The sequence below is a fragment of the Pseudoduganella lurida genome, from assembly GCF_007830455.1.
Lineage (GTDB): Bacteria > Pseudomonadota > Gammaproteobacteria > Burkholderiales > Burkholderiaceae_D > Rugamonas > Rugamonas lurida.
In genome coordinates, this window is the sequence record NZ_VLLB01000009.1 from 142,575 (window position 1) to 161,804 (window position 19,230).

Consider the following 19,230-nt stretch of genomic DNA (forward strand, 5'->3'; position numbering starts at 1 on the left):
CACCAACACGACACCACCACAAGGAACACCATGATGAGCACCGAACTGATGCTGCTGGGCTGGACGCTGGTGCTGGCGATCGTGCAGATCCTGCTGCACTCGTCGGCCCGCACGCGCGAGACGGGGATGGATTACAACGCCAGCGCCCGCGATGGCGACGGTCCGCCGGTCGGCAGAATCACGGGCCGGCTGGAGCGTGCCAAGAAGAACCTGTTCGAGACGCTGCCGCTGTTCATCGGTGCCGTGCTGGCCGCCAATGCCGCCGGCGCCGAAGGCACGCTCACGCTGTACGGCTGCTGGATGTACCTGATCGCCCGCATCGTGTACGTGCCGCTGTATGCCTTCGGCGTGCCGTACGTGCGCTCGCTGGTGTGGCTGGTGTCGATGGCCGGCCTGGCGATGGTGCTCTACGCGCTGCTGAGCGGCTTCTGAGCGGCTCTCGAGCGCGCAGGACCGGTGCCGGGTATTGCTGAGGAACTTCGGCCACACTCCTACGTGCAGAGTAGGCTGCGTCCTATGGCGGCCAGGACCGCCGGGGCCTATCTTGAGTGCTACGATACTCCCAGAGACGAGCACACTTACATGGTCACCAGAAATCTCAGCGCCGGCGAACGCCGTGGCGCGCAACGCACGGGCGCGGGCCGCACGAAACTGATCCGCAGCCTGCTGCACAATGTGTTCGGCGTCGACCATTTGCGGGCCGGCCAGCAGAAAGTGATCGACAGCGTGCTGGAAGGGCACGACACGCTGGCCATCATGCCGACCGGCAGCGGCAAGTCCCTGTGCTACCAGATTCCCGCCTCGATCCTGCCCGGCACCACCGTGGTCGTCTCGCCGCTGATCTCCCTCATGAAGGACCAGCTGGAAAAGCTGGAGGAGATCGGCATTGCCGCCTCCCAGCTGAACAGCAGCCTGACCCGCGCCGAGGAGATCGAGGCGCTGGAAGACGTGCGCACCAGCCACAGCCGCATCGTGTTCTGCACGCCGGAGCGGCTGGCCACGCCGGAGTTCCTGGCCGTGCTGCAGGAAACCAATATCTCGCTGTTCGTCATCGACGAAGCCCATTGCATCTCGCAGTGGGGCCATGATTTCCGTCCCGCCTACCTGGAGCTGGGCGCCGCGCTGCGCGCGCTGGGCCAGCCGCGCGTGCTGGCGCTCACCGCCACCGCCACGCCGGACGTGATGAAGGATATCGGCCACCAGCTGGGCACGCCGAAAATGAATGTCATCAATACCGGCATCTACCGGGAGAACCTGCATTACCGGGTGATCCAGGTGACCAATCCGGGCGAAAAGGTGGGCCAGGCGCTGCGCCTGGTGCGCGAAACGGCCGGCGTCGGCATCATCTACGCTGCGACCGTGAAGGCCGCCGAGGAGCTGCACGCGAAGCTGGAAGAGGCGGGCGAAAGCGTGGCGTTGTACCACGGCCGCCTGCCCGCCAAGGAACGCCGCGCCAACCAGGACCTGTTCATGGATGGCCAGCGGCGCGTGATGGTGGCCACCAACGCATTCGGCATGGGCATCGACAAGCCCGATACCCGCTTCGTGATCCACCTGCAGGTGCCGGCCAACCTGGAAGCGTATTACCAGGAATCGGGCCGCGCCGGCCGCGATGGCGAGCCGGCCGAATGCACGCTGCTGTACTTCCAGGATGACAAGCGCCTGCAGCAGTTCTTCCTCGTGAAGCACTATCCCACGGCGAACGACCTGCGCGCCGTGTACGAGGCAACGGTGCCGCTGGTGCCGTGCCAGTACGCGGCGATTCGCGATGCCGTGCCGGACCTGGGGGACAGCCAGCTGAAGGTGTGCCTGAAGCTGCTCAAGGATGGCAAGCTGCTGCGCCAGAACCGCAAGCTGGACTGGCTGCTGACCAACCGCGATTCGAAGGGCGCCCAGTTCGACCAGCTGGCCGCCATCTACGAACAGAAGCAGGAGCGCGACCACGATGCGCTGGAGCAGATGGTGGCCTACGCGCAGAGCGGCTACTGCCGCTGGAAGCTGATGCTCGACTACTTCGCCGACGATGCCACCGATGTGAAGCAGTGCGGCTGCTGCGACAACTGCATGTCGCCGCCCGCCGTGCAGCCGGTCGAGAACGAGGAACCCGTGTTCGAGCCGATCCCGGAGCCGTCCGTGCCGCTCGGCCCCGTGATCTCCATCGGCAGCCAGGTGAAGGTGCCCAAGTTCGATATCGGCACCGTGCTCTCGGTGGCCGGCGACCAGATCACCATCGAGTTCCCGGAGAACACTACCAAGACGTTCATGGCGGAGTTCGTGCAGCCCGTGTAACGCGCGCAGCCTGTCCGCATCGCGGCGCCTCAGGGCGCCGTTTTCATTGGCGCCCCTCGCCATGGCCGGCCGTTCATTGTGCGCTGGCGGACAGTGGGCGCGCGGCCGCGTGGCTAGAATGACGCAAACGTGCAGGAGCATGAGAGGAGTCAGTATGGCCGGCGACATGGTCGTGGTACGCAAGGAAGGTCTCTACTGCGTGCCGGGAGGGTTCTACATCGATCCGTGGCGGCCCGTCGAGCGGGCCGTGATCACGCATGGCCATGGCGACCATGCCCGCGTGGGCCACGGCCACTACCTGGCCGCGGAACCGGGCGTCGGCATCCTCAGGTCGCGCCTGGGCGACATCACCGTGCAGGGCATGGCCTATGGCGAGACGGTCGAGCACAACGGCGTGCGCATCTCGCTGCATCCGGCCGGCCACGTGCTCGGCTCGGCCCAGGTGCGCATGGAATGCGGCGGCGAGGTGTGGGTGGCCTCGGGCGACTACAAGGTGGAAGCCGATGCCACCTGCGCGCCGTTCGAGCCCGTGCAATGCCATGCCTTCATCACCGAATCCACCTTCGGCCTGCCGATCTACCGCTGGGAGCCGCAGCAGCAGACCTTCGACGACATCAATGCCTGGTGGCGCAAGAACGTGGCGGAAGGGCGCGCCAGCCTGCTGCTGTGCTACGCGTTCGGCAAGGCGCAGCGCATCCTGTCCGGCCTCGATCCGTCCATCGGCCCGATCATCTGCCATGGCTCCGTCGAGCCGCTCAACCGCGTCTACCGCGCGGCCGGCGTGGCGCTGCCGCCCACGCAGATGGTGTCCGACGTGGACAAGGCCGACCTGAAGAAAGCCATCGTCATCGCGCCACCGTCAGCCGGCGGTTCGCCGTGGGCGCGCCGCTTCGGCGACTTCTCCGACGCCTTTGCCAGCGGCTGGATGCTGCTGCGCGGGGCGCGGCGCCGCCGTGGCGTGGACCGGGGCTTCGTGCTGTCCGACCATGCCGACTGGCCCGGCCTGATGTCGGCCATCAAGGCCACCGGCGCGGAAAAGATCGTCGTCACGCACGGCTCGATTCCCACCATGGTGCGCTGGCTGTGCCAGAACGGCTACGACGCGAAGGGCTTCGATACCGAATACGGCGACGATGAAGCGGAGGATGCGGCCGCCGCCGGTGCCGCCGCGGAAGGCGTGGCCGCCACCGAGCCGGACGTGGATCCCGTCGCGAAACGCTGGGCCGTGAAGGACAAGGCGGAGGCGGCCCGCGAAGCCGGCACCGCCGCCGCGCAGAAGGACGGGGGCGACGATGCGTGAGTTCGCGCGCCTGTTCGCGGAGCTGGATGAAACCACCGCCACCAACCGCAAGCTCGAGGCCCTGAAGACCTACTTCAGCAATGCCGCGCCGGAGAATGCGGCATGGGCGGTGTACTTCCTGGCCGGCGGCAAGCCGCGCCAGGCCGTGCCGACGAAGCTGCTGCGCCAGTACGCCACCGAATACGCGATGCTGGACGAATGGCTGTTCGACGAGTGCTACCACGCGGTCGGCGACCTGGCCGAGACCATCGCCCACATCCTGCCGGAACCGAAGACGCGCAGCGACATCGGCCTGGCCGTCTGGATCGAAGAACGCATCGCGCCACTCCGGGGCGCGGCGCCCGAGACCATCCGCGCCGCGCTGTTCTCGTACTGGGACGAGCTGGAAACGCCCGAGCGCTTCCTGCTGATCAAGCTGATCGGCGGGGGCTTCCGCGTCGGTGTGTCGAAGCTGCTGGTGACGCGGGCCCTGTCCGGCATCGCCGCCATCGATTCGAAGCTGATCGCGCAGCGCCTGATGGGCTGGACCGACGGCAGCGTGCGGCCCACCGCGAAAGGCTTCCTGCAGCTGATCGCGGAAGCCTCCGACGACGAACATGCGCAGCGCGGCGGCCAGCCGTATCCGTTCTTCCTGGCCCACCAGCTGCAGGCCGGACCGGCCACGCTGGGCGACATCGGCGACTGGCAGGTGGAATGGAAGTACGACGGCATGCGCGCCCAGATCGTCGCGCGTGGCGGCAGCTGGGTTTGGTCGCGCGGCGAGGACCTGATCACCGAACGCTTCCCCGAGCTGGCCGCCATCCGGCTGCCCGACGGCACGGTGGTCGATGGCGAGATCCTGGTGTGGCGCGACGGGATTTCGCCCACCTCGTCACCGGCACCCTTTGCCGACCTGCAGAAGCGCATCGGCCGCAAGTCGCTGTCGCCCAAGTTCCTCGGCGAGTACCCGGCCGTGCTGGTGGCCTACGACCTGCTGGAACGCGATGGCGTGGACCTGCGCAAGCTGCCCCAGTGCGAGCGGCGCACGCTGCTGGAACAGCTGGTGAAGGAAGTGGATTCGCCGCAGCTGCGCATCTCGCCGCTGGTGGAGGCGCCGGACTGGGAAGCACTCGCCAAGGTGCGCGAAGAGTCGCGCGGGCGGGGCGTGGAAGGCATGATGCTGAAGGCGAAGAGCGCGCAGTACGGCGTGGGCCGCACCAAGGACGTGGGCACGTGGTGGAAGTGGAAGATCGATCCGTATGCCGTGGACGCGGTGCTGATCTACGCGCAGGCGGGCCATGGCCGGCGTGCCTCGCTGTACACCGACTACACCTTCGCGGTGTGGGACGATATCGTGGACAGCGAGGGCAACGGCAGCCGCGTGCTGGTGCCGTTTGCCAAAGCGTATTCCGGCCTGACGGATGCCGAGATCAACCAGGTGGACAATGCCGTGCGCAAGACCACCATCGAGCGCTTCGGCCCGGTGCGCAGCGTGAAGCCCACGATGGTGTTCGAGATCGGCTTCGAAGGCATCGCCGCGTCGCCGCGCCACAAGTCCGGCATCGCCGTGCGCTTCCCCCGCATCCTGCGCCGCCGCGAGGACAAGAGCGTCGAGGAAGCCGACACGCTGGACATGCTGAAAGGCTTGCTGCAGCAGGCCTCGCTGGCATGAACCGGCCGCGGGCACGCACCATCGCGCAATCGACCGCGCGGCCGGCCACGCCGCTCCCGCCACCTGCCGAGGCGGCCGCGCCGTTGCCGCCGAAGCGGCTGGTCGCGCAGTCCGTCGATGACTGGTTCGCGGCGCGTGGCTGGCAGATCTTCCCGTTCCAGCGCGACGTCTGGCGCGCCGCGCTGAAGGGGGAGTCCGGCATGCTGCACGCCACCACCGGTTCCGGCAAGACGCTGGCCGTTTGGTTCGCGGCATTGCAGCGCGCCCTGGCCGCGCCGCCGCGCCGGAAAGCCGGACTGCGCGTGCTCTGGCTCACGCCGATGCGCGCGCTGGCGGCCGACACGCTGCGCGCGCTGCAGGAGTCGGCGGCCGACGTGCTGCCCGGCTGGACGATCGATGCGCGCACCGGCGACACCTCGTCCGCGTCGCGCGCGCGGCAGGCGAAGAAGCTGCCGGATGCGCTGGTGACGACGCCGGAAAGCCTGTCGCTGATGCTGTCGAAGGCGGACGCGCAGGAGCAGTTCGACCTGCTGGACATGGTGATTGTCGACGAATGGCACGAGCTGATGGGGAACAAGCGGGGCGTGCAGGCGCAGCTGGCGCTGGCGCGGCTGCGGCAGTGGAATCCGAACCTCGTCGTGTGGGGGCTATCGGCCACGCTCGGCAACCTGCAGCGCGCGCAGGAAGTGCTGCTGGGCCCTGGTGTGACAGGCACCGTCGTCGAGGGCAGCTTGCGCAAGGACCTCGTCGTGGACACGCTGATTCCCGAGCATCCGTCGCGCTTTCCCTGGGCCGGCCACCTGGGCATCCACATGCTGCAGCCCGTGATCGGGGAGATCGAGAAGCATGCCACCACGCTGGTGTTCTGCAACACCCGCTCGCAGGCGGAGCTGTGGTACCAGAACATGCTGGACGCCCGTCCCGACTGGGCCGGCATCATCGCGCTGCATCACGGCTCGCTGGACCGCGAGGTGCGCGACTGGGTCGAGCTGGGCCTGAAGAAGGGCGAGCTGAAGGCCGTGGTGTGCACGTCGAGCCTGGACCTGGGCGTGGATTTCCTGCCCGTCGAGCGCGTGCTGCAGATCGGCAGCGCCAAGGGCATCGCCCGGCTGCTGCAGCGGGCCGGCCGCTCCGGCCACGCGCCAGGCCGCGCTTCGCGCGTCACGCTGGTGCCCACGCAAAGCCTGGAACTGCTGGAGGCTGCCGCCGCGATCCAGGCCGTGAAGGACCGCGACATCGAATCGCGCAGCACGCCGGACAAGCCGCTGGACGTGCTGGTGCAGCACCTGGTCACGGTTGCCCTCGGAGGAGGATTTCAAGCAAATGACCTGTACGAGGAAGTGCGGCGCGCCTGGTCGTACCGCGACCTCACGCCGGAAGAATGGCAGTGGGCGCTGGACTTCGTGGCGCGCGGCGGCCAGAGCCTGACCGTGTATCCGGAATACCGGCGCGTGCTGCCGGACGAGGAGGGCGTGTACCGCGTGCCCGATGCGGCGATCGGCCGGCGCCACCGGATGGGTATCGGCACCATCGTCTCGGAAGCGATGATCCAGGTGAAGTACCAGAGCGGCGGGCGGATCGGCACGGTGGAAGAGGGCTTCATCGCGCGGCTGGGCAAGGGCGACCACTTCCTGTTCGGCGGGCGCATCCTGGAATTCATCCGCATCCACGAGATGACGGCGTACGTGAAGCGCGCCACCGGCGCCAAGGGTGCCGTGCCCCGCTGGCAGGGCGGCAAGATGCCGCTGTCCTCGGAACTGGCCCATGCGGCGCTGGAGCAGATGCGGCTGGCCACCGAGGGCATCTACCGCGGACCGGAAATGGCGGCGATCCGGCCGCTGCTCGAGATCCAGGAGCGCTGGTCGGCACTGCCCACGCCGCAGCGCACGGTCATCGAAAGCCTGCACAGCCGCGAAGGCCACCACCTGTTCGTGTATCCGTTCGCGGGGCGCTCCGTGCACATCGGCCTGGCCTCGCTGTTCGCCTGGCGCATCGGCCGCCTGCAGCCGGCCACGTTTTCCATCGCCGTCAACGACTACGGTTTCGAACTGCTGGCGCCGGAACAGGTGGCATGGCCGGACGTGTTCGCGGCCGCCGCGGGCGTCGACGTGGACCTGTTCAGCACCGACCACCTGCTGGAAGACGTGCTGGCCAGCCTGAACGCGACGGAGCTGTCGCAGCGGCGCTTCCGCGAGATCGCCCGCATCGCCGGCCTGATCTTCCAGGGCTATCCGGGCCAGCCGAAGAGCAACCGCCAGCTGCAGGCCTCGTCCTCGCTGTTCTTCGAGGTGTTCCGCAAGCACGATGCCGGCAACCTGCTGCTCACGCAGGCGCAGCGCGAGGTGCTGGAGCAGGAACTGGAACTGAAGCGCCTGCGCGCCACGCTGGAGGAGCTGCAGGCACGCGCGGTGAGCTATCACGAGATCAGGCGCGCCACGCCGCTCGGTTTCGCGCTGATGGTGGAACGCTTCCGCGAAAAGCTCAGCACCGAAAAACTGTCGGACCGCGTGGCGCGGGTGCTGCGCGAACTGGAGAAGGCCGCCGGACCATGAGCCTGCAGATCGAGCTGGCCGGCGAGCAGGTGCTGCTGCTGCCGCAGAAGGCGCTGTACTGGCCACGGGCGCGCATGCTGGTGATCGCCGACATCCACTTCGGCAAGGCAGCCTCGTTCCGCGCGCTGGGCGTGCCGGTGCCGCGCGGGACGACGACCGAAAACCTGCTGGGCCTCGATGCGCTGCTGGCCGCGCACGATATCGGCCACATCCTGTTCCTGGGCGACTTCCTGCATGCCCGTGCCGCCCACGCCAGCGCGACGGTGCAAACGATGCTGGCCTGGCGCGCACGCCATCCCGACCTGGTGCTGACGCTGGTGCGGGGCAACCACGACCGGCACGCCGGCGACCCCTCGCGGCTGCTGCGCATCGACATGGTGGACGAGCCGTGGACCTTCGGGCCGTTTGCCTTCTGCCACCATCCCGACCTGCCGCTGGAGGCCGACGCGGGGTATGCACTGGCGGGACACGTACACCCGGTCTGCCGGATCGCCGGCCGGCGCGAATCGCTGCGGCTGCCATGTTTCGTGGTGGGGCCGGGGCGCGCCATCCTGCCCTCGTTCGGTTCGTTCACGGGCGGGCATGTCGTGGAACCCGCTGCCGGCGAACGCTTTTACCTGGCGGTGGAAGACACGATTTTCGCGCTGTAGCGGTGTTTGGTATCTATGGGTTACAAACTTATCGAAACCTTCTGCTGAGTAGGCTTTATCCTACACTCGCACATGTAGACGTCCTATATTTGCTGTTCAGTGCTTCCACTACCATGGGGGCTCCTGTTGCCCGATCGTTATAAAAAATGATCGTCGCTGGTCGGTACCGATCGGGCGCGGGTTCCCTTCCTCACCCCACACCCACGACCAGATCCCCCATTGCTTCATTTCCGGAGATATCACCATGGCTTCAAATCAGGGTAACAATCAGGGTAGCAGCAAAGGTAGTCGACAAGGCGAGACGCAAGGCAACAAGCAGAGTTCCACGCGCAACCGTGGCTTTGCATCGATGGATCCGCAGCGCCAGCGCGAGATCGCATCCGAAGGTGGCCGCGCCGCGCATGCCAAGGGCACCGCGCACGAGTTCACGTCGGAAGAGGCACGCCGTGCCGGGGCCATGAGCCACAAGAACGGCAACCGCCAGAGCGCCGCGCGCGCCGCCAGCCAGGAAGGCAGCCAGGACAACCAGGCCAGCCCGTCCGACAGCCGCACGGACAACCGTCAGGGCTGATCCCGCAGGTCCAGGCACAGGAGATACCCATGACTCCACCTGACAACTCCCGCAAGAACACCAACCGCGATGACACCTTCGTCCTGGTGGACACCGAGCATCCCGGCATCGGCAATGTCGATCTGCCGGAGACCGAAGTGCGCCGCATGGACAAGCCGATTCCCGGCAGCCGCCAGAGCGCCGATCCTGGTTCACGCCAGAGCGGCGGCGACGCCTCCCGCCAGGGTGGCGACCCGCCCGGCACCGGGGGCGGCGCTCCCGGACCGGAAGCGAGTTCCGGCGTCTGACGCAAAACCCCGGCGCGCCGGGGTTTTTTGCATTCCACTACAGCCGAGCCCGTGTCACGGTGCCAGGCACCAGGACACGTGTCACGGTGCCTGGCACCAGGACACGGGCAAATATCAGTGCCTCAGCGATTAGTGTCCCAGCGTCTTGTGCTCGCCCACGTGTTCCGGGCGCTTGCCGGTGATGGCCGCCTTGGCCATCGCGAACAGCGAGACCATCTTGCTGTTGCCGGTGTCCCAGTATTCGGCGCCGTCGATCGACACCTTCAGCAGCGCCAGGTGCGGATCGTCCAGGCCCTGCGGGAACCAGGTCTTCACGGCCGGCTTCCACAGTTCTTCGGCCTTGGCGCGGTCGCGCAGCAGGGCGGCGCGGCCCGCCACCGACACGTACAGGTGGTCGTCGACATCGGCATAGCTGACATTGACGGACGGCTCGCGCGCCAGTTCGTGCGTGAACGCTTCCTGGTCGGAAACGAAGAACCACAGATTGCCTTCGTCGTCGAGCTGCTGGCTTGTCATCGGACGGCTGGTCAGCTGGCCGGTGGCCTCGCGAACGGTGAACATGCCGAACTTCACATCCTTGATCTTGTCGCGCAGATCGGCCAATTCTTCCCGGGTAAACAGTGCCATGGTGTTCCTCTCGATATTGTCCTGAACAGGGTCACAGTGTAGGACAGCCTCGGGAGACACTCTGTACGCCAGCGTACGCGTCATAAATACAACATTGCCAGGATGGATGCCTCCCGATGGTTTCGTTTGTAACAGCAGAGGGATGGCACGTTGACTTAGGTAATGATAATCATTATCATTTAAGGATCTGTTAAGAATAAGAAGACGATCTTGAGCGACAAGGACAAAGAGGCCGCGGTACGGGGCGCCGGGCGGGCCGTCTGGCTGAAGCAGCTGCACCAGTGGCACTGGATCAGCTCGGCGTTCTGCCTGCTGAGCATGTTCCTGTTCAGCGTCACCGGCATCACGCTGAACCACGCGTCGCAGATCGAGGCGAAGCCCACCATCGTGCGCCAGCAGGCGGTGGCGCCGGCGGCGCTGGTGGCACAGCTGAAGGCGTTTGCGGAAGAACACGATGGCGACAAGGCACCGCTGCCGGCCGCCGGCGAGCGCTGGCTGCTGGACACCTGGTCGCTGAAGGCCGGCGGGCGCGAGGCGGAATGGGCGGCCGACGAGGTCTACCTGCCGCTGCCGAAAGCGGGCGGCGATGCCTGGGTACGCATCGGCCTGGACGACGGCGCGGCCGAATTCGAGAATACCGATCGGGGCTGGATCTCCTGGCTGAACGACGTGCACAAGGGCCGCAACACGGGCACCGCGTGGAACTGGTTCATCGACCTCTTTGCCGTGCTGTGCCTGGTGTTCTGCATCACCGGCCTGCTGATCCTGAAATTCCATGCGGCCAACCGGCCGTTCACCTGGCCGATGGTCGGCCTGGGCATGCTGATTCCGTTTGTCATTGCACTGCTGTTCATCCACTAAAAAGGCATATCCATGAAATTACGCTACTCCATCGCGCTGGCCCTTCCGCTGGCCGGCGCGCAGGCGATGGCGGCCGACCTGGCCCTGAAACTCGAGATCCCGCAGCTCAACGTGGCCGAGTACCACAAGCCCTACATCGCCGCCTGGCTGGAAAACGGCGACCAGAAGGTCGTCACCAACCTGGCCGTGCTGTACGACATGAAGAAGCGCGACAATGCCGGCACCAAGTGGCTGAAGGACATGCGCCAGTGGTGGCGCAAGAGCGGGCGCGACGTGGCGATGCCGCTCGATGGCGTCAGCGGCGCGACCCGCGCACCGGGCGACCACACGCTGACGTTCCCGGTGGCGAAGGATGCGCTGAACAAGCTGCCGGCCGGCCAGTACACGGTGGTGGTGGAAGTGGCCCGCGAGGCCGGCGGCCGCGAACTGGTCAAGGTGCCCGTCACCTGGCCCGTGAAAGGCACGCAGGAGTTCTCCGCCAAGGGCAAGGAAGAACTGGGCAATGTCGTCGTGACGGTCAAATCGTGAGGATGAAAATGATGACACTGCCGATGACACTCCCCAAAGCTCTGGTGGCCCTGGCTCTGGCCGGCGCCGCCTTTGGCGCGCAGGCGCACAAGCCGTGGATCCTGCCGTCGTCCACCGTCGTGGAGGCGAAGGAAGCCTGGGTCACCGTGGACGCCGCCGTCTCCGAAGGCCTGTTCGACATCGACCACGTGCCGCTGCGCCTGGATGGCCTGACCATCACGGGGCCGGACGGCGCCAGCGTCACGCCGGAAAACGTCTCGAACGGCAAGCTGCGCAACACCTTCGACGTGAAGATGGCCAGGTCCGGCACCTACCGCATCGCGCTGGTGAACCAGAACGTGATGGCCAGCTACAAGGCCGGCGGCGAGACGAAGCGCTTCCGCGGCACCGAGGAAACGTTCAGGAAGGAAGTGCCGGCCAATGCCGAGGAACTGCGCGTGACGCGCACCACCTCGCGCCTGGAGACGTTCGTCACTGCCAACGAACCGGATACCGCCGTGCTGAAGCCGACCGGCACCGGCCTGGAACTGGTGCCCGTCACGCACCCCAACGAGCTGCGCGCGGGCGAGAAAGCCACCTGGCGCTTCCTGCTCGACGGCCAGCCGGCCGCCAACCTGCCGTTCAGCCTGATCCCGGGCGGCGTGCGCTACCGCGGCACGCTGAACGAGACGCGCCAGAGCACGGATGCCAAGGGCGAGATCACGTTCACGATCCCGGCCGCCGGCATGTATCTCGTCTCCGCGGCCTGGCCGGTGCAGGCGCGGGGCGAGGGCGCGGGTCCTGGCGGTCCGGGTGCACAGGGCGGGCAGGGGCAGGCACGTCCGGCCGGCCAGCCGCCCCAGCAGCCGGCGCGCCGCGTGACCTACGCGGCCACGGTGGAAGTGCTGCCCGAGTAATGCGCCGGGTCCTGCTGCCGCACCGGATCTCGCCTGCAGCGCCGCCCGCCGGGGCGGTCGTGCGCGACTACGGCGGCGCCAGCATGGGCACGAGCTGGTCGGTGCGCGTCGCCCAGGCGGCGGCGGGCCCCGACCTGCAGCCGGGCTTGCAGGCACAGCTCGATGACGTGGTGGCGCAGATGAGCCACTGGGAAGCCGGTTCGGACCTGGGCCGCTTCAACCGCGCGCCGGCCGGCACCTGGCAGGCATTGCCGCCGGCCTTCTACGCCGTGCTGGCCTACGCGCTGGAGGTGTGCCGCGATAGTGCAGGCGCCTGCGATCCCTGTGCCGGCGCGCTCGTCAACCTGTGGGGCTTCGGCCCCGTCAATCGCCACGACGCGCCGGGGTTCGTGCCGCCTTCGCCGGAACAGGCGCACGCGGCGCTGCCGGTCGCGCGCGTCAAACTCGACCAGGCCAGCCGCAGCGCCCTGCAGCCGGGCGGCGTGCAGCTGGACCTGTCCGCCGTCGCCAAAGGGTACGGCGTCGATTGCCTGGCGCGCTGGCTGGAAGGGCAGGGGCTGCAGCACTATGTCGTGGAAGTGGGGGGTGAATTGCGCGGTGCCGGTATCAAGCCGGATCACCAGCCATGGTGGGTGGCGCTGGAGCAGCCCGGCGAGGCAGGGGATGACGGCGGCATCGTGCTGGCGCTGCATGGGCTGGCCGTCGCCACGTCCGGCGACTACCGCCGTTATTTCGAGGATGGCGCGCGCCGCTATCCGCACACGATCGATCCCCGTTCCGGCCAGCCGATCGCCAATGGGCTGGCCTCCGTCACCGTCGTCGCGGAGAGCTGCATGGCCTGCGATGCGTGGTCCACCGCGCTGACGGTGCTGGGCCCCGAGGCGGGCCTGGCGCTGGCCGAGCGGCGCGGCATGGCGGCCCGCTTCGTCGAACGCACGACTGGCGGGCTGCGTGAACATCTGAGTGCGCCGATGCGGGCGATGCTCGACGCGGCATGAACATCCTGAACGAACCTCACTCATGATCGTTACCAATGAGCTGGGCCGGCTGGCGCTGGCAGGCGCCTGCTGCGTTGCCTACGGTGCCATCTGCCTGATCCCGTGGCGGCACTGGCGGCACCGGCGCGCCAATGCCGGCGCGGTGGCGGCGGGCGGCTGGATCGTGGCCTACGCCAGCCAGACCGGCATCGGCGAGGAGCTGGCGCAGCAGACCGCCGCCACCTTGCGGCTGGCCGGCATCGCCGTGCGCCTGTGCGAACTGTCCGACTTGGATGCGGCGGCCCTGCAGGGCGCCGAGCGCGCGCTGTTCATCGCCAGCACCTATGGCGAGGGCGATGCGCCCGATGGCGGCGCCAGCTTTGCCGGCAAGCTGATGACGCGCGACCTGCCGCTGCCGCGGCTGCACTACGCCGTGCTGGCGCTGGGCGACAGCAGCTATGCCCACTTCTGCGGCTTCGGCCGCGCCCTCGATGCGTGGCTGGCGGCGCAGGGCGCGCAGCCGCTGTTCCCCCGCGTGGACGTCGACCGCGGCGCCACGGCCGATATCGCGCCCTGGCGCCAGCACCTGAGCCACATGGCCGGCACCAGCGATGCGCCGGACTGGGAAGCTCCCGCTTTCACCCCGTGGCGGCTGGCCGCGCGGCGGCTGCTCAATCCGGGCAGTGCCGGGGCACCGGTCTATCATCTTGAACTGGAGCCGGACGGGCTGGCAGACGAGGAGGTACCGGTCGGCCCCGCGCCGCGCGAAGCGGCATTCACCGAAGCGGCTTCTGTCGGTTCGGTATCGCAATCTGCGAAGTTGCGTCGATCGGCGACGGGCGAGCCGCAGGGACGAGAATCACTGCAGCCTCCTGGCCGGTTGCCGGCATGGCAGTCCGGCGACCTGGTGCAGGTGGCGCCGGCCGCCGAGCCGGACCGGCCACGCGAGTATTCGATTGCGTCAATCCCTGCCGATGGCCGCCTGCACCTGCTGGTGCGGCTGCTGCGGCATGCCGACGGCAGCACGGGCGTGGCATCGGGCTGGCTGTGCGAGCAGGCCGGAGTCGGGGGACTCGTGCCGCTGCGGCTGCGACAGCACCGCCGCTTCCGCCTGGAAGACAATGCCACGCAGCCGCTGATCTTGATCGGCAACGGCAGCGGCATTGCCGGCCTGCGCGGCCACCTCCGCGCCCGCGTGGCAGCGGGGCAGGGCCGCAACTGGCTGCTGTTCGGCGAGCGCAACCGGGCACACGATTTCCATTACGGCGAGGAGCTGGCAGCTTGGCAGCAGGAAGGCCTGCTGGCGCGCGTGGACCTGGCGTTCTCGCGCGACCAGCCCGAGCGTCTATACGTGCAGGATGTGCTGCGGCAGGCCGGCGACGAATTGCGGGCCTGGATCAATGACGGTGCCGCCGTCTATGTGTGCGGCAGCCTGGAAGGCATGGCCGGCGGCGTCGACCGCACGCTGCGGGACCTCCTGGGCGATGCCGCCGTCGACGCGCTGGCCAGCGCTGGCCGCTATCGCCGCGACGTGTACTGACGGCCGCGGGCCCTGCCGGGGCGTGCTCTGTCCGGGGGGCAGTACCGTGACAGGGCCAGGGCCACGACACCAACGAACGGCGCGTTGTCACCTCGGCCTGTGGCACCCACCGTCATGGCAATGGTTGCTGGGCCTGCATTTTCACCGGCCGTGGAGCCGCGCAAAAAAAAAGCCCCGGGGGAACGGGGCTGGAGAAAGGTTCCACGAGGGCGGAACCGGGAGGTAAGGGGGGCGGCCTTCGTCAGGTCAGTGCATCGGGCGCCAGTTCCTCGAGGCCGCGCTGCAGGCTGGAGACACTGGGATTCTCGATGAACACGCAGCGCTTGCCGGTGCGCTTGCAGAAGTCCTTCACGCGCCAGTACGCACTGTGGCTGATGCAGCCGGTCTGGCAGATCACCATGTCCGCGGCGGCGAGGCTTGCTTCCAGGCGGCCGGCATTGTCTTCCAGGCCGCCGTCGTGATGCGCGAACTGGCCGCCGGCCCGCTCGATCACGGCGCGGTAGCTGGCCACGTTGCCGTTGCGCCCGCCCACGCACAGGATGCTGCGCTCGGTCAGGCTCACCGGCATGCGCATCACATGTTCGATGGGGGCCGGGGCGGCCGGCGTGCTGTCTTCATGGGCGGCCGCGGCATCGGCCAGTGCGGCGTTTTGCGCCATGCTTTGCGCCACGCTTTGTGTCAACGCGCGGCGCAGGTCGATCACCTGGTCGCGCAGCATCTGTTCGCGCTCTTCCATCTGTTCGAGCCGTTGCGCCAGCCGTTCGCGCGCCGGCAGGCCGGGAATCGAGGCACGCAGTCCTTCCAGCTCCTGGCGCAGCGAATCGATGACGCTGTCCCGTCCCACCAGCTGGGCGCGCAGCTGCATCAGCGCGGCGGCATGCCGGTCCTGCTCGGCCGTGTGCTCCAGCTGCATGGCCGCGTTGCGCTTCTGCACGCGCGACAGCTCGCGGGTCAATTGGCCATTCTCTTCCACCACGGCGTTGAAGCGGTGGATGTCGGCCCGTGCGCAGGCGCCGGCCTGGTGCTGGATCATGTGCAGGTCGCGGCACATTTTTTCTTCCAGCTCCTGGGCGCAGCGCGGGTGGGTGAGGCCGGCCCAGAAGGCGCCGGCCACGTCGCCGCCCGCCACTGCGGCCTGCCACAGTTCGGCCACGCCCTCGGTGGTGCGCGCCGCGCGGAAGCGCTGGACCACGGCCGCATAACGGCGTTCCAATTCCTTCTGCAGGGCCTCCGAGAGGCGGTTGCGCGTGCCGCATTCACTCACGGCGCCCACATGGATCTCGTAATCGTCGGCCAGGATGGTGCCGCCGGTGACCTTGCCCACCAGCTTGCGCAGCGTGGCCAGCGGCAGCGAGACGCCCACCAGCGGGCAGTGGCAGGTATGCGCCAGTTCCCAGATGCGGCGCCGCCGCGATGTCTGCGCCTCCTGCGGCGCGATGAACGGATGCTTATCGCACATGTTCACACCACCTGCGCGGTGGGACGGCTGCGGTGCATCAGGCGCGCCAGGAAGCCGTCGTCCTTCTTCTGCGGCCGCGGCATCGTGCGCTCCACCACGCCCGCCCATTGCTCGGACAACTGCTGGCAGGTGGCCGACAGCACCGGCGACAAGCCGGGCAGCGCCGCCAGCGCCTTCAGGTGCCGTTCGATGACGGAGGCCAGCTTCACGCAGCCCTTGCCATCGGCCGTGTAGTGCGACATCAGGTGCAGCACGGCGGACAGCATCAGCTCCGGGTGCTGGGTGCCCGCAGTAGGGGCGAGGTAGATTGGATCGTTAGGGTCGACAGCCATCGGATACTCCTGGACATGATCAGCTGGCGACGGCTGGCTGGGGAGGGTGGTGAGACGTTGCGGATGCTGCGCCGTGCGCAATCCCTGGCAACGCAGTCTCGGGCAAGCCGTTCAGGCGGTGAGGATCAGCTTGTTCAGCTGGGTGATGCGCAGGCGATAGATGCGGCCGGCGTGTTCGATCTCCACTTCGCGCTGGTCCTGCATCAGGCCGGCGGTGGTGAGGCGGCGGACGGCGGCAGGCTGCGATTGCCGGGATCCCTGTGCTTGCTGGACGGACTGGTTGGCTGGGGTCTGCATGATGTCCTCAAATAAGAATGATTCGCATTTGCATTATTCGGCAGGGCTGCCGGAAATGCAAGCGATTTCTTGCTGCCGGGCGTGGCACGGCACGTCGCGGCTCGTGTCCTGGTGCCAGGCACCAGGACACGAGCTCGGCAGATGTCGTTGTCTCGTTGCCTGCCCCGGTGCCTGGCACCAGGACACGAGCTCGACGGATCTCACGGCGTCCGGCACTGCAGTGTCACGGTGCCTGGCCCCGGGACACGAATCCGGCAGTCGAAGATAAAAAAAGGCCCGCCGAAGCGGGCCCAAGCTGGGTTCGGAACGGTGATGTCAGACGGCGGCCACCAGCTGGATGGGCGGCGTTGGTGTGGCGGTGGCGGCAGCCGCGGCGGCATCGGCGGCGGCCTTGCGGTTCGCTGGCGACTTGCTGCGCGAGCGGGAGGGCGGCAGGCGGCGCAATGTTTTCAGGGCTTCCGCATCCTTGATGCCGATGGTGCGCTGGTCGACGGTGATCAGGCCGATCTCGTTGAAGGCGGACAGCGTGCGGCTCACCGTTTCCAGCGTGAGGCCCAGGTAGCTGCCGATTTCATGGCGCGTCATGCGCAGGTTGAACAGCTTGCTCGAATAGCCCATCTGCGCGAAGCGGTCCGCCAGCGAGACAAGGAAGCGGGCCACGCGGGCCTCGGCACTGAGCGCGCCCAGCATGCCGATCATGGCCTGCTCGCGCACCAGCTCGCGGCTCATCACGCCGTACATCATGTTTTCCAGTTCCAGGTGCACGCGGCCCAGCGCCGTCAGCTTCTTGAACGGCAGCAGGATCAGGTCGCAGTCGGACAGCGCGACGGCTTCGGAGGCGTAGTGGCGGCTGTGGATGCCGTCCACGCCCAGCATGTCGCCCTTCATCGGGAAGCTGAGCACCTGTTCGTTGCCGAATTCATCGATCAGCACGGTTTTCAGGAAGCCGGAATTGACGATGTACAGCGTATCGAACGGCTGGCCGATCGTGTGGATGCGCTGGCCGGTCTTGAACTGCACGTGCTGGAACAGCAGTTCTTCGGCATTCACGGAGCAGGCGGCCGGAATGTGCAGCAGGTCGCACACTTCCTTCAGGTTCGACCACAGGCGCCCCTGGCGCTGGCGCCCGGCCTCCATGGCAGGCGATTGGGCGGCGGGTGCGGCGGCCCGCGCTTCGGACATTTGCGTTGGGAGCATGCTTATCTCCTGGTTTCAGGTCATCGTTCGGAACGTCGGTGGACGGCGGTGTTCTGAAGCTGGATACCGACCGGTGTTTCCGGCAAGGGCAGCAACGGTAGCGAGCAGCTTTTAATACGAGACAGAATCTGCAAAGCTGAAACGGTTGGAACTGGAAACTTCGAATTGCAGGACAGTTGTTTCGAGCCCGAATGTCTCTGGTGCTTTTTTGAACCCGGATGAATCGGGTTTCATTTCCCGTTGCGACGATTACTCGAATGCCGGTTTTGTTGCGAGCCGTGTGGGTGCCAGCTTTTCAACCGCCCGGCCTGGAGCCCGCTTCCGTGCCCCGGTTAACTTCCGATTTTTAAATCGACCCGAGTCTGTCGATCTTGATCTTTGCCGGATCCGGTGCAGCTTTCCTTGGGGATCGGGCAGGAAGTGGCGGAATGGTTTCAGTATGCCAACGAGGCAGGGGGATGGGTATCGGCAATGGCTGAATGTACGCGTAGGAGCTAGCGACAATCTGTAGGACTTTTCCTACCCACCGAACGCATTAAGGAGGATAAAAGAAACAGGCGCCGAAGTTAATCAGCTTTTGAAAGGCGAGAGTAACTTGTGGGCAACGGCGTATTGCACCATTTCCGACAACGATGTCATTCCCATTTTCTGCATGATGCGGGTTTTATGCGTGCTGACGGTTTTTACGGAAAGGTGCAGGCCATTGGCGATTTCGGTAATCGACTTGCCGGAAACCAGTAGCGAGAAAACCTCGAATTCGCGGTCCGACAGCTGCTTGTGGAGCAGGCTTTCGTTGGGCATCATGATATTCAGTGCCAGCTGCTCGGCGACCTCGGTGCTGATGTAGGGGCGACCGGAAGCGACCTTGCGGATCGCGCCCACCAGCTGCGTGCCGGCGCTTTCCTTGGTGAGATAGCCCTGCGCGCCGGCGCGGATGGCGCGCACCGCATACTGTTCCTCTTCGTGCATCGTGAGGATCAGCACGTTCAGCTTCGGCGCCTCGCCACGGATCTGGCGGATCAGGTCCACGCCGCTGCGCCCCGGCATCGACAGGTCGAGCAGCAGCAGGTCGAAACCGCCCTGGCGCACGTGTCGCAATACCTCGAAGCCATCCACCGCTTCGCCGACGATATCGATATCGGGTGCGCCATCGAGAATGCGCTTGAGCCCTTCGCGCATGATGGTGTGGTCGTCCGCAATGACAATTCTGATCATG

19 protein-coding genes are annotated in these 19,230 nt (G+C 67.0%); 13 read left to right on the plus strand and 6 right to left on the minus strand.

Annotation, left to right across the window (positions count from 1 at the left end):
• Positions 1-30 precede the first annotated feature (30 nt).
• The 8 genes from IP91_RS21510 (at position 31) to IP91_RS21545 (ending at position 9,300) form a co-directional block, all read left to right on the plus strand.
• Positions 31-432, plus strand: coding sequence for an MAPEG family protein (locus IP91_RS21510; protein ID WP_229474797.1), 402 nt, complete (start codon positions 31-33; stop codon positions 430-432).
• A 150-nt stretch (positions 433-582) separates the two neighbouring features.
• Positions 583-2,289 (plus strand): RecQ family ATP-dependent DNA helicase, encoded by a 1,707-nt coding sequence (locus IP91_RS21515; RefSeq protein WP_145651801.1) that lies wholly within the window; start codon positions 583-585, stop codon positions 2,287-2,289.
• A 154-nt stretch (positions 2,290-2,443) separates the two neighbouring features.
• Complete coding sequence (locus IP91_RS21520; RefSeq protein ID WP_145651803.1) at positions 2,444-3,589, plus strand: ligase-associated DNA damage response exonuclease; 1,146 nt, start codon at positions 2,444-2,446, stop codon at positions 3,587-3,589.
• Complete coding sequence (locus IP91_RS21525) at positions 3,582-5,240, plus strand: ATP-dependent DNA ligase (RefSeq protein ID WP_145651805.1); 1,659 nt, start codon at positions 3,582-3,584, stop codon at positions 5,238-5,240. Before IP91_RS21520 ends, IP91_RS21525 begins: the two co-directional genes overlap by 8 nt.
• On the plus strand, positions 5,237-7,792 hold the full coding sequence (locus tag IP91_RS21530; protein ID WP_145651807.1) for a ligase-associated DNA damage response DEXH box helicase: 2,556 nt from the start codon (positions 5,237-5,239) through the stop codon (positions 7,790-7,792). The genes IP91_RS21525 and IP91_RS21530 overlap by 4 nt, the downstream gene beginning before the upstream one ends.
• Complete coding sequence (gene pdeM / locus IP91_RS21535) at positions 7,789-8,442, plus strand: ligase-associated DNA damage response endonuclease PdeM (RefSeq protein WP_145651809.1); 654 nt, start codon at positions 7,789-7,791, stop codon at positions 8,440-8,442. Before IP91_RS21530 ends, pdeM begins: the two co-directional genes overlap by 4 nt.
• A 244-nt stretch (positions 8,443-8,686) precedes the next feature.
• Positions 8,687-9,013, plus strand: coding sequence for a KGG domain-containing protein (locus IP91_RS21540; RefSeq protein ID WP_145651811.1), 327 nt, complete (start codon positions 8,687-8,689; stop codon positions 9,011-9,013).
• Between the two features lie 29 nt (positions 9,014-9,042).
• Positions 9,043-9,300: a hypothetical protein gene (locus IP91_RS21545; RefSeq protein ID WP_145651813.1), complete on the plus strand. Its 258-nt coding sequence runs from the start codon at positions 9,043-9,045 to the stop codon at positions 9,298-9,300.
• Between the two features lie 129 nt (positions 9,301-9,429).
• Here the strand turns inward: IP91_RS21545 and IP91_RS21550 are convergent, their stop codons facing one another.
• On the minus strand, positions 9,430-9,927 hold the full coding sequence (locus IP91_RS21550) for a pyridoxamine 5'-phosphate oxidase family protein (protein ID WP_145651815.1): 498 nt from the start codon (positions 9,925-9,927) through the stop codon (positions 9,430-9,432).
• 210 nt (positions 9,928-10,137) lie between these two features.
• Here IP91_RS21550 and IP91_RS21555 point away from each other — a divergent pair, with 210 nt between their 5' ends.
• The 5 genes from IP91_RS21555 to IP91_RS26120 are packed head-to-tail and all read left to right on the plus strand — an operon-like array spanning position 10,138 to position 14,729.
• Positions 10,138-10,788, plus strand: coding sequence for a PepSY-associated TM helix domain-containing protein (locus IP91_RS21555; protein WP_145651817.1), 651 nt, complete (start codon positions 10,138-10,140; stop codon positions 10,786-10,788).
• A 12-nt stretch (positions 10,789-10,800) separates the two neighbouring features.
• On the plus strand, positions 10,801-11,316 hold the full coding sequence (locus IP91_RS21560) for a DUF2271 domain-containing protein (protein WP_145651819.1): 516 nt from the start codon (positions 10,801-10,803) through the stop codon (positions 11,314-11,316).
• 23 nt (positions 11,317-11,339) lie between these two features.
• Positions 11,340-12,212: a DUF4198 domain-containing protein gene (locus IP91_RS21565; RefSeq protein ID WP_145651821.1), complete on the plus strand. Its 873-nt coding sequence runs from the start codon at positions 11,340-11,342 to the stop codon at positions 12,210-12,212.
• Entirely contained in the window at positions 12,212-13,210 is a 999-nt protein-coding gene (locus IP91_RS21570; protein WP_145651823.1) for an FAD:protein FMN transferase, read from the plus strand. Before IP91_RS21565 ends, IP91_RS21570 begins: the two co-directional genes overlap by 1 nt.
• A 22-nt stretch (positions 13,211-13,232) precedes the next feature.
• On the plus strand, positions 13,233-14,729 hold the full coding sequence (locus tag IP91_RS26120) for a flavodoxin domain-containing protein (protein WP_158643186.1): 1,497 nt from the start codon (positions 13,233-13,235) through the stop codon (positions 14,727-14,729).
• Between the two features lie 241 nt (positions 14,730-14,970).
• Here IP91_RS26120 and IP91_RS21580 read toward each other — a convergent pair whose 3' ends face one another.
• From IP91_RS21580 to IP91_RS21600, 5 genes are all read right to left on the minus strand, one after another.
• The gene (locus tag IP91_RS21580; protein WP_145651825.1) at positions 14,971-16,188 is read right to left on the minus strand and encodes a DUF2325 domain-containing protein; all 1,218 of its coding nucleotides are present in this window, start codon (positions 16,186-16,188) and stop codon (positions 14,971-14,973) included.
• 2 nt (positions 16,189-16,190) lie between these two features.
• Positions 16,191-16,520, minus strand: coding sequence for a hypothetical protein (locus IP91_RS21585; RefSeq protein WP_145651827.1), 330 nt, complete (start codon positions 16,518-16,520; stop codon positions 16,191-16,193).
• 111 nt (positions 16,521-16,631) lie between these two features.
• Complete coding sequence (gene hemP, locus IP91_RS21590; RefSeq protein ID WP_145651829.1) at positions 16,632-16,817, minus strand: hemin uptake protein HemP; 186 nt, start codon at positions 16,815-16,817, stop codon at positions 16,632-16,634.
• Between the two features lie 315 nt (positions 16,818-17,132).
• Entirely contained in the window at positions 17,133-17,954 is an 822-nt protein-coding gene (locus IP91_RS21595; protein WP_229474805.1) for a Crp/Fnr family transcriptional regulator, read from the minus strand.
• Positions 17,955-18,584: 630 nt separating this feature from the next.
• The gene (locus IP91_RS21600; RefSeq protein WP_145651831.1) at positions 18,585-19,229 is read right to left on the minus strand and encodes a response regulator; all 645 of its coding nucleotides are present in this window, start codon (positions 19,227-19,229) and stop codon (positions 18,585-18,587) included.
• Between the last annotated feature and the right edge of the window lies 1 nt (position 19,230).